Consider the following 12,788-nt stretch of genomic DNA (forward strand, 5'->3'; position numbering starts at 1 on the left):
ACCCGAACTGGATGGACAAGCAACCATGCTCTGACTGGCGAATGTTCCGCCAATAGAGAATATGCCGAGAGCATTCTATTGTATGAGATGTTGGGCTAGCACACAGGACCTACGCTTCTCAACGAGGCTTCTCTGAGAAGCTTGACCACCCTTTCCAGCAACAACACGCGTAGACTCTTGATAGTTTAGCAGGAAACAACAAAAAGTTAACTGTTATTTTCTTTACTTATCAGTCCCCACCAGCCCGGTTCGAATGGCCAGCCGCACCAATCCGGGAATGTCATGAATATCCAACCGCTCCATTAATTGGGCTCGATGCGTCTCCACGGTTTTGACACTCAGATCGAGCCGGTGCGCAATCTGCTTTGTCGAGCTGCCTTCGGCGATCAACTGGAGAATTTCCCGTTGGCGTCCCGTGAGTTTCCCCAATGGCCCTGCAGCGGCAGCACCCTGACGACAATAGACATCCAACGTGAATTTCGCCATGGCTGAGGTGAGGTAGGTTTCCCCCCGACACACCGCTTTGAGGGCAAGTTCCAATTCCGACCGGTCGGCGTCTTTCAAGAGATAGCCCGATGCACCAGCGCGTAACGCCTCCTTGAGATACTCTTCGTTTGTGTACATCGTGAGCATGATGACTTTGGCATTCGGGCACTCCTGGCACATACGACTCGTGGCCTCCAGCCCATTCATCCCTGACATCGCAATATCCATCAACACGACGTCGGGCTTCAGTTCTTTGGAAACCCGCACCGCCTCTCGGCCATCGCTGACTTCCCCAATCACCGCGACCTCGTCCATCTTCTCCAGCAAGGCCCGAAACCCGGCACGCACCAATGTGTGATCCTCCGCGAGCAACACCCTGATCTTGTTCATGGCAGAACCTCCCGACTGCCCCCGGGAATACTGATGACAGGAAACGAAGCACGAATTTCCGTCCCCTCTCCCGGGGCAGACGTGATCGTGACTGTTCCGCCGGCAAGTTGAACCCGTTCCTCCATCCCCGACAAACCCACACTGGTGCCGGCTCTGGATCCCGCGCGAACCGTCTCCGGGTCAAAGCCGATTCCATTGTCCCGAATGACGAGGTTCAATTCCTGGGGGAACCGCTCCAGCCGCACCTCTACCTTGTTCGCTTGCGCGTGGCGAGCCACATTGGTCAAGGCCTCCTGCGTCAGCCGAAAACAGGCGATCTCAATCTCCGGCGAAGGCCGGCTCGCCAGAGTTTCAGCCGAGACCAATGCTTCCCACCCCGCACGCTCCGCCTGGCGACCGACATACCATCGGAGCGCCGGCCCCAATCCCAGTTCGTCCAATAGTGAGGGGCGTAAATCCAAGGCCAAATTGCGGACACGTTGCAGTACCTGCCCGAGAATCTCCAGACTATCTACGATCTGATTCTCTACGGCCTCGCTGTTAGGTCCCGTACGAAGCTCTCGCAGATTGAGCTTGATCGCAGTCAACGCCTGCCCGATCTCATCGTGCAAATCACGGGCAATCGCACGACGCTCTGATTCTTGAATTTCCATCAGGCGACGGGACAAGATGCGTAACCGTTCGTTAGCCTCGCGTAACGCAGCCGTGCGTTCCAGCACCCGCACCTCCAGCTCCTCATGCGCAGTCCGCAACGCCTCCTGCGTCCGCTTCTGTTCGGTAATATCGGTATTCAATTCGAGACTTCCGCTCGGAGTCCCCGAGGAATCACGCAGCAACGTCCACCGGCTTGCCACCGTAATGATCCGTCCCGCACGAGTTTTATGCACCAATTCTCCCCGCCAGAATCCCTCACGCAGAAACTCCCGCTTAATCTCTTCCAGGGGACGCGGAAACGTCGTGCTCAAAAACTCATGAATATAGGCTCCCACCGCTTCCTCAGGTGTCCATCCGTACAGTCGCATCGCACCGTCATTCCAATAGGTAATCGTGTCACTCACCAAGTCTCGAACCAGGATGGCATCATTGGCCAGATCGAGCAATTTTGCCTGTCGGCGAAGCAACGCCTCCGCCTGCAACTGCTCACGACGGTCCTTGATCACAAAGCAATAGCCGACGATACGTCCACGCTCATCAGGAAGGGCACTCACGAAGAGGCGCACAGGAATCCGGCATCCACTGCCATCGATATAGGTCCACTCCTCCTCGGCCATCTGTCCGAAGTTGACCAATGCGACAATCACATCAAAAGGTTTTTCGAGCATCTTTCCAATCTGAGCCGCAAGCGCAGATCGTCGAGCCTCCAGTTCGACGGGATCATGAAATGTAGCCGGGGTGACGCGACCGACGACCGTCCCCGCAGTCACACCGAGCAAACGCTCGGCAGCGGGGCTGAAACTCGTGATGGTCCCATCCGGTCTGGTGGAGATCACCGCAACCCTGCTCAACCCACCGTCGCCGAATTCGGCCGTACCTCCACCCATGCCTGGTCCCTCTGTTTGGGAGATCACGCTCATCGACACAATCGTTGCCCCACGCCGAAGATAGCCTCACGCTTCAAACAGGTTCATACCATCTTTTCTTCTCACGGAGAATTTGCGCGACGACAGGTCGGAACGACACCCGAACTCTGGGTGTTCGCGAGACACATCACGCATTCGGAAGCAGGCCTATCCGGCACTCTTGAGCCGAGCAGACTGCCGTCCGACCAACCACACCCCTGCCAGAATGAGCGCGATACCCGAGACCTCGCGACCGCCGATCGATTCACCGAGCACAAGGGCTGACAGCAGAAGTGCCGACACAGGAATCAGATTCACAAACACGCCGGCCCTCGAAGGCCCCACGCCTTGCACACCATATAGCCACGCCTGCTGGCCAAGCGCCGTGGCGAAAATGATCAGATAGCCCAAGGCCAACCATCCAGACAGGGGAACCACACTTATGCCGGTGACCAGAAGCTTCCGGTCGGTCCAGAGCAGGGGGATCTGCAGCATCAGCGAGAGTGACAAGGTCGTCCAATTCACGGTGAGCGGAGAGAGGCGCTCCATTACCTGTCGACCGCCGATCGAATACAGCGCCCAACTCACCAATCCCAACAGCACCAACGAGCCACCAAGCCAGGGATTGTCTCCCGTCGGAGCATCTCCTCCGACGCCGGACACCAGCGCCACACCGGCGAAGGAGACCGCACAACCTCCCGCCACTGTGGTGAAGGGAACATCCCGGACCAACAGGGAAGAGAGGAGTGCAGTGATAGCCGGACTCGCGCCGATAATCACACCGGCGGTCGCGGCGCCCACATACCGTAAGCCGAACAAGGTTAACAGATGATTGCCCAGCACGCCGAGGCCCAGAAGGAACAACCATTTGAGATCGCGGGCAGTCAGTGTGGTCCGCCCCCCCTCTGTCCACCACCAGAGAGGGATCAAAATCACCAGCGCGCCGAGGCCACGCAACAGGGAGGTCTCGACGGCTGAAAATGCACCGAGTGCCAGTTTCTGTCCAACGATCGAGCCGCCCCACACCAGTGCGGACGTGGTCAACGCCGCATAGGCGGCCGGTGCTGAGGGTTTGTCCATCCGTTCTAGTTCTCCACAGAATTCATGGCCACCAACTCATCTGGCAAAGACGGCGCAAGATGCTACCGTGAGGGTTTCGGGGAAATGATCCACACCCCATCGCGAATCGTGGCCAGTACAGCCGTCATACGGGTATCAGCGGCCACCACCCGATTGAGTTCCTGAATGGCCGCCGTCCGATCGTCCGGTGGGGGATTCAGCAACACATCGCCGCTCCACAACACATTGTCGATCAGAATCACGCCACGCGGAGACAGTAACTCGATCGCGCGACGGTAATAATTCACATAATTACCCTTGTCGGCATCGATAAAGATCACATCAAACGGTCCAGTGAGGCTCGCCATCGTCTCGAGGGCCGGGCCCATCCGGATTTCAATTTTCCTTCCATGCGGGGATTGGGCAAAAAATCGGCGAGCCACGGCGGCGGAAGCCTCATCAACCTCGCACGTCACCACCCGTCCCTTCTCGGGCAGGGCCTCGGCAAAGCAGAGCGCGCTGTAGCCCGTAAACATGCCGATTTCCAAAATCCGCTCGGCCTGTACGAGACGGGCCATCATATGGAGAAATGCACCTTCAAGCGGCCCCACGATCATTCGCGCGAACTCCATCGTCCGCTCCGTTTCCTCTCGGAGTTCTCGGCGAACCGACGTTTCCGGCAAGGAATAGACCGCCGCATAGGCATCGATATCGGGCGACACGAGATCGGGCATGAGTTTCACTCCAGTCAAGACTTGTGCGACAATTCGCACCGACCGCGAATCATACCATGGACACCCCAGCAGAAGAGGCCCGCAGGTGAAGACATTGGCAACCTTGGAACCGTTAATAAACCGTCTCCTCGAAATCCGGCGGATCCAGAGCGCCGCTTCGGTCCTCTCGTGGGACCAGGAAACCTATATGCCTGCCGGAGGCGGAGCGGCGCGAGCAGAACAAATCGCGACACTGGAAGGCCTCGCACACGAGAAACTCGTGTCCCAGGAGGTCGAAACCCTTCTCGCCGACTGGATCGACCCCGCCACGGGCCAGGCAGCCGCGGGGTGGGACGAGCCGTCGCGCTCGTTGCTCCGTGAAACCTGGCGTGACTTCAGCCGAGCCCAAAAGCTTCCGTCCGCATTTGTGATCCGACTGAGTCGCGAATGCTCCTTGGCCCAACAGGCCTGGGTGACGGCACGGGAAGAGAGTCGTTTCTCAAAATTCCTGCCCTCGCTCCGAACCATCATCAGCCTGAAACGTGAGGAAGCCGACTACCTCGGGTACCGAAATTCTCCCTATGACGCGCTTCTGGATACCTATGAGCCTGGCGCGACGATTGGACAACTTGCCCCCTTGTTCACCGAACTACGCGAACGGCTCGTCGTACTGCTGAGAAAGGTCCAGGCCAGCGGGGTGGCCGTCGATGACACCTGTTTACACCAACGCTTCGACCAGGCCAAGCAAATCGAGTTCGGACGGCTCGTCCTCGTGGCAATGGGATATGACTTCGAACGTGGCCGCCTCGACCTCTCGGCACACCCCTTCACGACCTCCTTCCATCCCACAGACGTCCGAGTGACGACCCGCGTCTTTGAGAAAGATTTACCCTCCTGCCTATTCAGTTGCATCCATGAAGGTGGCCACGGCTTGTATGATCAGGGCCTGGACCCCCGGTACTATGGATCCCCGCTGGGCGAATCTGTTTCACTCGGCATTCATGAGAGCCAGTCCCGCCTGTGGGAGAACTGCGTGGGCCGATCGCGCGCGTTTTGGCACTGCTTTTATCCGATCCTGCAACAGACGTTTCCACAGCAACTGGCAACTGTCCCCCTCGATCTCTTCTATGCGGCGATCAACCGAGCCTCCCCCTCGTTGATTCGTGTCGAGGCCGATGAGTTGACCTACAATCTACACATCATGCTCCGCGTTGAAATTGAACAAGCGCTGATTGAGAATCGCGTCCAGCCGGATGACTTACCTGAGCTCTGGAACGAAAAAATGCAGTCCTACCTGGGAATCGTTCCAGAGCAGGATGCCGAGGGTGTCCTGCAGGACGTACATTGGTCGATGGGCGCATTCGGCTACTTTCCCACCTATACCTTGGGCAACCTCTATGCGGTGCAATTCTTCGAACAGGCCAAGCAAGAATTGCCTCAGTTGGAAGAACACATCGCAGCAGGGCAGCTCGTGCCACTCCGACGATGGCTGGAACAAAAAATTCACCGTTGGGGACGCATGTTCACCCCGGACCATCTTGCCCGGCGCGTGACGGGCAAAGGAGTCAGTCCGGAACCATTTCTGCGCTATCTGGAGGGCAAATATCGAGAGCTCTACCAGCTATGAAGGAGAAGTCCCCCCTGCGTCGAATGTAGGGAAGGGACTTCCCTCGACCTCCTCGCGCATGACAGCCAACCCAGCGATATACCTAGGGCCATAACAGGACGCTTCAGCTCTAGGGATATCTTCGACAATCATGATAGTCTTCAGTGAGAGATACATAAGCGTATGAATTCCTGAGTGCTGACCCCGCTCCAGTAGATGAATCGGCTGAGCACGTGGGCTGTGGAATCACGGGAACCACCTGGACCTTCCGATTGCACGAAACGCATCGAACAGGTTCTGGGTCTTCCAGGAGATGTCCACAGAAGAAGCTGCCACGACTAGACGACAGGAAGGGCATCACGACATGCGCAGTCCGTCCTGCCATCAGCTCCCGAACGGCTCTCCCGATACGATGAATTCGCAGGGGTGATTCATTCGCCGAACGCCCCTGTGTCCCAACACAGCCGGGCACCGCAACGCACCGTGAGAGACTTGCTGGCCGTGGACGTACTCGACGAATCGCCGACCCTTAAAACCAATCTCAAGATACTCCTCGCCGACGACCACGCACTCCTCAGACGAGGTCTTCGAGAATTTCTCCAAGACTTCCTCACTGAGGACGACCAAACACCCTACATCGCAGAAACAGGATCGGCCCAACAGGCGATTGAGCACATTCGCACGGCCGCCTGGGATCTTGTGATTCTGGATCTCAACTTGCCCGACATGCCTGGCCTGGAGGTGTTGCGCATTCTCAAATCGGTACAACCGGGGCTACCAGTGCTGGTGGTCAGCATCTATTCCGAAGAACATTATGCGGCCCGTGCCGTTCGAGCCGGTGCCCTCGGCTACCTCACGAAGGAGACAGGGCCGGAGGAACTCCGCACGGCGGTCTCACGTATTCTGCAAGGCGGACGGTACATCCCGCCCACTCCCAGCGACCAACCACGCCGTGAGGCGGTCTCCACGGGAAATCCTCTCTATATGGACGCACTTCCAGCCGGACTTTCGGATCGGGAAATTGAAGTGCTCCAGTGGATCGCTCAAGGCCGCCGCCTGACGGAAATTGCCGAGCACCTAAACCTCAGCATCAAGACGGTGAGCACCTACCGCTCTCGACTACTCATCAAGCTCGGCATGAGGACCACCGCGGAATTGATTCGCTATGCTCTCGACCAACAATTGGTCTGACCGCACCGGAGATTCGAAAGGAGGCCCACCTTCACACCCATACACATATGCAAGCGGGACTGTCCCTGCGATGCCGACACACGCCACGACAAGCCGGCACCTCGCGATTCATCATCATTTCGTGTCGGGGGATTATGGCCAACATCCTTATCATTAACGCCGACTCGAATCTAAAACGGCTGATCAAGCTGGCCCTGCCTGGGATGGAACATTTCGTTCAACACAGCGCCAGCTGGCAAACTGCCTGTACGCACCCCTCCTCCTCCAAACTCGATCTGGTCATCGCACGCCTTGTCGCCGATGACGATCAAGGGCCGGAGGACCTTATTGAGCTCCGAAAAGCCTTTCCGACTGCCCGGCTGATCGTCACGGCAGCACTGCACGACCCAGCCTTGGAAGGCCAAAAGTTTCAGCGCGTCGTGCGCGAGCTGCAGATTGAATACTGCTTGCTTGAGCCGATCGAAACCGGAGCGATGCTGCACACGATTCAAGCGGCACTCGCACTCCCTCAACGCTCCGGATCAGGACCGTCTTCAGGAAGAGCAGCCACCGGGACGTGACGGTCGAACGCTCGACGACAGGTTCACCAGCCTAACGGTATCGCATGATGGGGGCGTAAGACCGGCCCCCTGGCAGCAGGCATGTTCAGGGCTGACTAATACCCCATCGCCACATTCAACTTCGCCAATTGATTTGCGGGAAGGAGAAACTCCGACGCCACTTCGATTCTGGCCGGGACGAGCAGTGTGGTGTGAAAAACAATATCGCGGATCGGAATTTTGCACTCCGGCTGTTGAGGGGTGCTCAACTCGACCGATTCTACGGACTGCGTAATGGCGGTGACATCCTGCGACCCATAGGTAGAAATGACGGCGTGTATCAGGTCTCGAACTTTTTCATTGACCTCATTGCCGTCAATCCCCTTCATTAGCAGAGGGAGCAATTCATCACGAACCTGATCCGAGGGGCTGAAATTCTCGATCCGCTCCTTCCGCCGCAGAGAAGTCAAATCGTTATCCAGGTCTCGGCTAAACGCACCGTACGCAAACCGAACGAATTCGAAATGAAACCCCTTCATGCCTTTTCCAAACAGTTGTAATTCACAGAGAAAGCAGAGCTGTTGGAGTTTGACATCGCTCAAGAGGCCATACGGTTCGGCCAACGACAGCACATACAGCAGCAAGGCCCGATCCACAGTCATTTCATGAGGCTTTCGCACGGATCTCATCTCCTCTGCAAGCGCGGCAACGGGGAGGACTATAAACAGGCCCCTTTGTGTTCGTCAATCGATGATCCTAAGTTCATGCTACCCTCTTGACCCATTCACCCCCTTTCGTTTTTAATGGGCCTCTTTCACGCCGAACGACACGCCATGAGCAAAACTCTCAAAGAAATGGATGTGCTTCGCCAACATCTGGCCAAGCATCAATTGAAACTGACTCGCCAGCGAGAACTGATCCTGACGGCGTTCCTTCGACAGGAGCACGTCACGGCGGAAACCATGTACCATCAGCTTGCCAAGAAAGATCCCCATCTGGGGCTGGCCACGATCTACCGCACGCTCAACCTCTTCTGCGAGGCCGGAATTGCCCAGGCGCGCCACTTCGGCACGCAGACGCAATACGACAATATCTCGCACAAAGGGCATCACGATCATCTCATCTGCACCGGCTGTGGCACGATCGTCGAGTTCGAGAATTGCGAAATCGAACGGCTGCAGGAGGAGGTCGCGACAAAAAATGGTTTTGTGATCCAAACCCACCGCCTGGAACTGTACGGTCTCTGCCCGCGCTGCCGCCATTGACGGCGTGCCGTCTCATTCGGTATCATCTTGAGACGGCTTATCAATTTCAACTAGAGCGCCCGTTTCGGGCAATCCTTACACGTGGAGGCATGCCGCATGGCTTCATCCCCTCGCTCCCTCTTCGCGCTGGCCTTTATCCTCGGCAGTCTACTGTGCTCCCAACTTCTCACCACACCTGTGGAAGCAGCGGACAAACTCGTCGTCTATTCTGGTCGAGCCGAGCGCCTAATCAAGCCGGTTCTGGACGAATTCCAGTCCAAGAGCGGCATTCAGGTCGAACTCTTGTCTTCGGGAACAACTGAACTGGTCAACCGGTTGCAGGCCGAGGGCGACCACAGCCCCGCAGACGTCTTCCTCACCAACGATGCCGGGAGCCTCGAGCATGCCCGGGAACTGAAACTACTCCGGCCCATGAACATGCGCGAAGTCGAACGAGCCATTCCTCCACAGTTCCGCGCAAGCGACAACAGTTGGATCGGACTGTCTGGGCGATTCTGGATCGTCGTCTACAACACGAACCTGGTCAAACCTGAACAGATCAACTCCTTACTCGATCTGGCTCAACCGCAGTGGAAAGACAAGATCGCCATTCCAAACTCCGGCAGCGAGTACCTCCAAGCCGGCGTCTCCGTTATCAAAGCCACTTTCGGCGATGACCGCACGAAGCAATTTCTACAAGGTCTCAAGGCCAACGCCGGAACACAGGTGTATCAGAAGAGCTCGCAAATCGTGGAAGCGGTGGCCAAAGGCCACGTTGCCCTCGGGATCGTGAACCACTACTACATCTATCGGCACCTGGCCGCCCAGCCGGCCGCGCCCATCGCCGCCATTATGCCCGATCAGCAGGAGGGCGGGATGGGGGCCATCATGAACGTGACCGGAATCGGGATCACCCGCACCTCGAAGCATGTGGACAGTGCCAAGCTATTGGTCGAGTTCCTGGTGGCTCAAGCTGGACAAAAACTGTTCGCAGACCTCGATAAAGAATACCCGTTGCACCCGGACGTCAAAGCCGACCCGGCGCTGGTCGACCGCCACAGCTTCCGCGCGGCACTCGTGCCGCTGGCCCGACTCGCGGAACTGCGCGAGAGCACACTCACGCTCATCGAGCAAGTCGGCCTTCGCTGATCCCTTAGCCGCCTATGTTCCCTACGACACGCATCCACGCACCATCGTCGCTGCAATGGGTCAGCCTCATTACCGCCGCGTTCCTGGTTCTTCCCACCGGCTATATTATTTACGTGGCCATGACGGCTGCGCCTACCGTGTGGACTCGCCTGTGGTCTACGCGCATCCCGGAATTGCTCGGCAACACCCTCTCGCTTGCCGCCAGTGTGGCACTCACCACCCTGGGGCTTGGGCTCTCCCTGGCCTGGGTTATCGTACGTTACGAATTTCCCGGCCGCCGTATTTGGGAATGGGCGCTCGCGCTGCCTTTAGCCATGCCAACCTACGTACTGGCGTACGTCTATGCCCATCTCCTGGGAATGGGCGGACCGGCAGAACAGTGGTGGCAGGCCATGCTGGGATCGGAGGCACGACTGCTCTCCCCCCAAAGTTTTCTTGGCGTCACACTCATCATGGCTCTGGACACCTTCCCGTTCGTCTACCTGCTGGTTCGCGGAGCGCTTCTTAACCTCAATCTGTCTTTTGAGGAAGTGGCTCGAGTCTGCGGCGTTGCTCCCTGGGCCACGCTGTGGAGAGTCACACTACCACTCATCCGTCCCGCCATCGCAGCGGGTCTTGCCCTTGTCGTGCTGTATGTGATCTCGGACTTCGGGGCCGTCTCACTCCTCCGCTACCAGACCCTTACCTATGCGGTCTATCAGCAAATGACCAGCCGCTACGACCACACGGCTGCCAGCATCCTGAGTCTGCTCCTCGTGCTCATGGCTGGAGTCTTCCTCGCCACTGAGCGGTGGTTTCGCCAGCGCAGCCGCTTTTATCAGACAACGGGTCGGTATCGGAAGGCCGCGCGCCAGCAGGCTGGCCCCATAGGAACACTCTTGATTACCGGCTACGTGCTCTTGGTCTTTGGCGTGTCGTTCGGCGTGCCTGCAGCGATGTTAATTCATTGGAGCATTGAAGCCATCGCGCAAGGGGCACTGGATGCGCGCTTCATTGGCTTCGTCTGGAACAGTAGCTTTCTTGCGGCCCTGGCGGCCAGTGCTGCCGTCATCATCGGGCTTCCATTGGCCTATCTCGCCAACCGTCGTCCAACCCGGCTCAATCTCGCCTGTCTCCATGCAGCCTATGCGGGATATGCGCTACCAGGTCCCGTCGCGGCCCTCGCGGTGCTCGTGCTCTTCACGCAGTTTGTCCCAGCCCTATACGGCACCGTCGTCGTATTGTTGATCGCGTACACTCTGCACTTTCTCCCCGTCGGACTGCAGTCGATGGAGCCGGCGCTGCAACAGATTACCCCCAACGTGGAGGAAGTCGCGCGCACCCTGGGCTGCACAACCCAACAGAGCCTGCGACGCATCACACTGCCCCTGGTTCGTAATGGTTTCACTGCGGCATGGGTACTCATGTTTCTCCAAACGATGAAGGAACTCCCAGCAACTTTGCTGCTGAGGCCGGTGGGATTTGATACACTGGCCATTCGTGTCTGGCTGGAAGCCAGCGAAGAGTATTACCAACTGGCGGCGCCGGCCGCACTGCTGATTGTCTTCCTGAGCCTTCCAGCGCTGATGTTGCTGGTTTCCAAGGACTGGCGTGGACACGCGAAGGAGAGCGCCACGTGAGCCCAGTGAACGAATCAATTACAGGCGAGCAACATACTAAGTCAGGGGATATGGTGTCGAACGCGCTGGATATGCCTACTGAACGTTCGGCCGTTCTTGAATTGCGTGACGTGTCATGCGCGTATGAGCCGACCAGGCCGGCCGTCGAAGGCATTACCTTCACGGTCCACGAAGGGGAAATCCTCTGTCTGCTAGGACCTTCCGGCTGCGGCAAGACGACGATCCTTCGCGCCATCGCAGGATTTGAACGAGTGACCGCTGGCAGCATCGCGCTGTCGGGGCAACTGGTATCTTCGCGGGACACCATGATTCCCACTGAACAGCGGCATATCGGCATGGTCTTCCAGGAATACGCACTGTTCCCGCACTTACGGGTCGAGAAGAATATTGCCTTCGGCCTGCAGCACCTTTCGCGAGCCCAGCAGCAGACGATTGTCGATGACCTTCTCACGTTAACCGGCCTGCGGGGATTGGAGCATCGCTATCCGCATGAACTCTCCGGCGGTCAACAACAGCGCGTTGCTCTTGCTCGTGCCCTGGCCCTTCGTCCGGTGCTCCTCCTCCTCGATGAACCATTCAGCAATCTCGATCCCGATATGGCAAGTCGTATGCGTCAGGATCTTCACGCCTTGCTGAGGCAAACCAAGACCACGGCTATTCTGGTGACCCATGATCATGACGAGGCCTTTTCCATGGCCGACCACGTCGCAGTCTTAAACAAAGGACGGTTGGAACAGTTCGATACGCCGGAAGCCATCTACCACCTTCCTACGACCCCCTTCGTTGCTGACTTTGTCGGGCAAGCGGACTTTATCGCCGGAGTCGTAACTCACCAAGTGGTGGCAACCGAAATCGGTGACTTTCCGAATACTCAGAACCTCGCGACGGGTACACAGGTCGTTGTGATGATACGTCCCGACGACCTTCACATCGTCCCGACAAAAGGGGCCGACGCCCGTATCCTTGCTCGGCAATTCAAGGGATCTGAAAACGTCTACACGATTCAATTGCCGTCAGGCCAAATCGTGCATAGCAGTGAATCATCCCTGAGCATTTATCAGGTTGGGACTGCCATCGCCTTGCGCGTGGTGGCGACCCATACCGTGTTGTTTTTGCAACCATCCGGCGCACCGCCGATGGTATCGTGAGTTCAGACCCATATTCGGTCGCCATACCGAACACGACGCAGAAGAGCATAGTAGTGATGTGCTGCGGGCTTGCCCGCCGCGCGAT

Annotated in this window: 12 protein-coding genes; 7 read left to right on the forward strand and 5 right to left on the reverse strand. The window is 57.6% G+C overall.

Annotation, left to right across the window (positions count from 1 at the left end):
* Positions 1-222: 222 nt before the first annotated feature.
* From JNL86_14685 to JNL86_14700, 4 genes are all read right to left on the reverse strand, one after another.
* Positions 223-876, reverse strand: a complete 654-nt coding sequence (locus tag JNL86_14685) for a response regulator transcription factor (GenBank protein MBL8044159.1) — start codon at positions 874-876, stop codon at positions 223-225.
* On the reverse strand, positions 873-2,450 hold the full coding sequence (locus JNL86_14690; GenBank protein MBL8044160.1) for a PAS domain S-box protein: 1,578 nt from the start codon (positions 2,448-2,450) through the stop codon (positions 873-875). The genes JNL86_14685 and JNL86_14690 overlap by 4 nt, the downstream gene beginning before the upstream one ends.
* 153 nt (positions 2,451-2,603) lie before the next feature.
* Positions 2,604-3,515, reverse strand: a complete 912-nt coding sequence (locus JNL86_14695; protein ID MBL8044161.1) for a DMT family transporter — start codon at positions 3,513-3,515, stop codon at positions 2,604-2,606.
* Positions 3,516-3,577: 62 nt separating this feature from the next.
* Positions 3,578-4,228, reverse strand: coding sequence for a class I SAM-dependent methyltransferase (locus JNL86_14700; protein ID MBL8044162.1), 651 nt, complete (start codon positions 4,226-4,228; stop codon positions 3,578-3,580).
* On the opposite strand from JNL86_14700, the gene JNL86_14705 reads away from it, so the two are divergent.
* From JNL86_14705 to JNL86_14715, 3 genes are all read left to right on the forward strand, one after another.
* Complete coding sequence (locus JNL86_14705; GenBank protein MBL8044163.1) at positions 4,227-5,834, forward strand: carboxypeptidase M32; 1,608 nt, start codon at positions 4,227-4,229, stop codon at positions 5,832-5,834. The genes JNL86_14700 and JNL86_14705 overlap by 2 nt on opposite strands.
* Before the next feature lie 429 nt (positions 5,835-6,263).
* Positions 6,264-7,004, forward strand: a complete 741-nt coding sequence (locus tag JNL86_14710; GenBank protein ID MBL8044164.1) for a response regulator transcription factor — start codon at positions 6,264-6,266, stop codon at positions 7,002-7,004.
* A gap of 134 nt (positions 7,005-7,138) precedes the next feature.
* Complete coding sequence (locus JNL86_14715) at positions 7,139-7,564, forward strand: hypothetical protein (GenBank protein ID MBL8044165.1); 426 nt, start codon at positions 7,139-7,141, stop codon at positions 7,562-7,564.
* A gap of 95 nt (positions 7,565-7,659) precedes the next feature.
* On the opposite strand, the gene JNL86_14720 is transcribed toward JNL86_14715, so the two are convergent.
* Positions 7,660-8,223, reverse strand: coding sequence for a hypothetical protein (locus JNL86_14720; protein MBL8044166.1), 564 nt, complete (start codon positions 8,221-8,223; stop codon positions 7,660-7,662).
* A gap of 123 nt (positions 8,224-8,346) precedes the next feature.
* On the opposite strand from JNL86_14720, the gene JNL86_14725 reads away from it, so the two are divergent.
* The 4 genes from JNL86_14725 to JNL86_14740 all read left to right on the forward strand — a co-directional run bounded on the left by JNL86_14725 (position 8,347) and on the right by JNL86_14740 (position 12,703).
* Complete coding sequence (locus JNL86_14725) at positions 8,347-8,808, forward strand: transcriptional repressor (protein MBL8044167.1); 462 nt, start codon at positions 8,347-8,349, stop codon at positions 8,806-8,808.
* A gap of 96 nt (positions 8,809-8,904) precedes the next feature.
* A complete protein-coding gene (locus JNL86_14730; protein ID MBL8044168.1) occupies positions 8,905-9,936 on the forward strand; it encodes an extracellular solute-binding protein in 1,032 nt (343 codons plus the stop codon).
* 14 nt (positions 9,937-9,950) lie between these two features.
* On the forward strand, positions 9,951-11,555 hold the full coding sequence (locus tag JNL86_14735) for an iron ABC transporter permease (GenBank protein MBL8044169.1): 1,605 nt from the start codon (positions 9,951-9,953) through the stop codon (positions 11,553-11,555).
* 65 nt (positions 11,556-11,620) lie between these two features.
* Positions 11,621-12,703 carry an ABC transporter ATP-binding protein gene (locus JNL86_14740; GenBank protein ID MBL8044170.1) on the forward strand — a complete coding sequence of 361 codons (1,083 nt, stop codon included), beginning with the start codon at positions 11,621-11,623 and terminating at the stop codon, positions 12,701-12,703.
* The last annotated feature ends 85 nt before the right edge of the window (positions 12,704-12,788 follow it).

Origin of the sequence: Nitrospira sp. (assembly GCA_016788885.1) — a bacterium.
Lineage (GTDB): Bacteria > Nitrospirota > Nitrospiria > Nitrospirales > Nitrospiraceae > Nitrospira_A.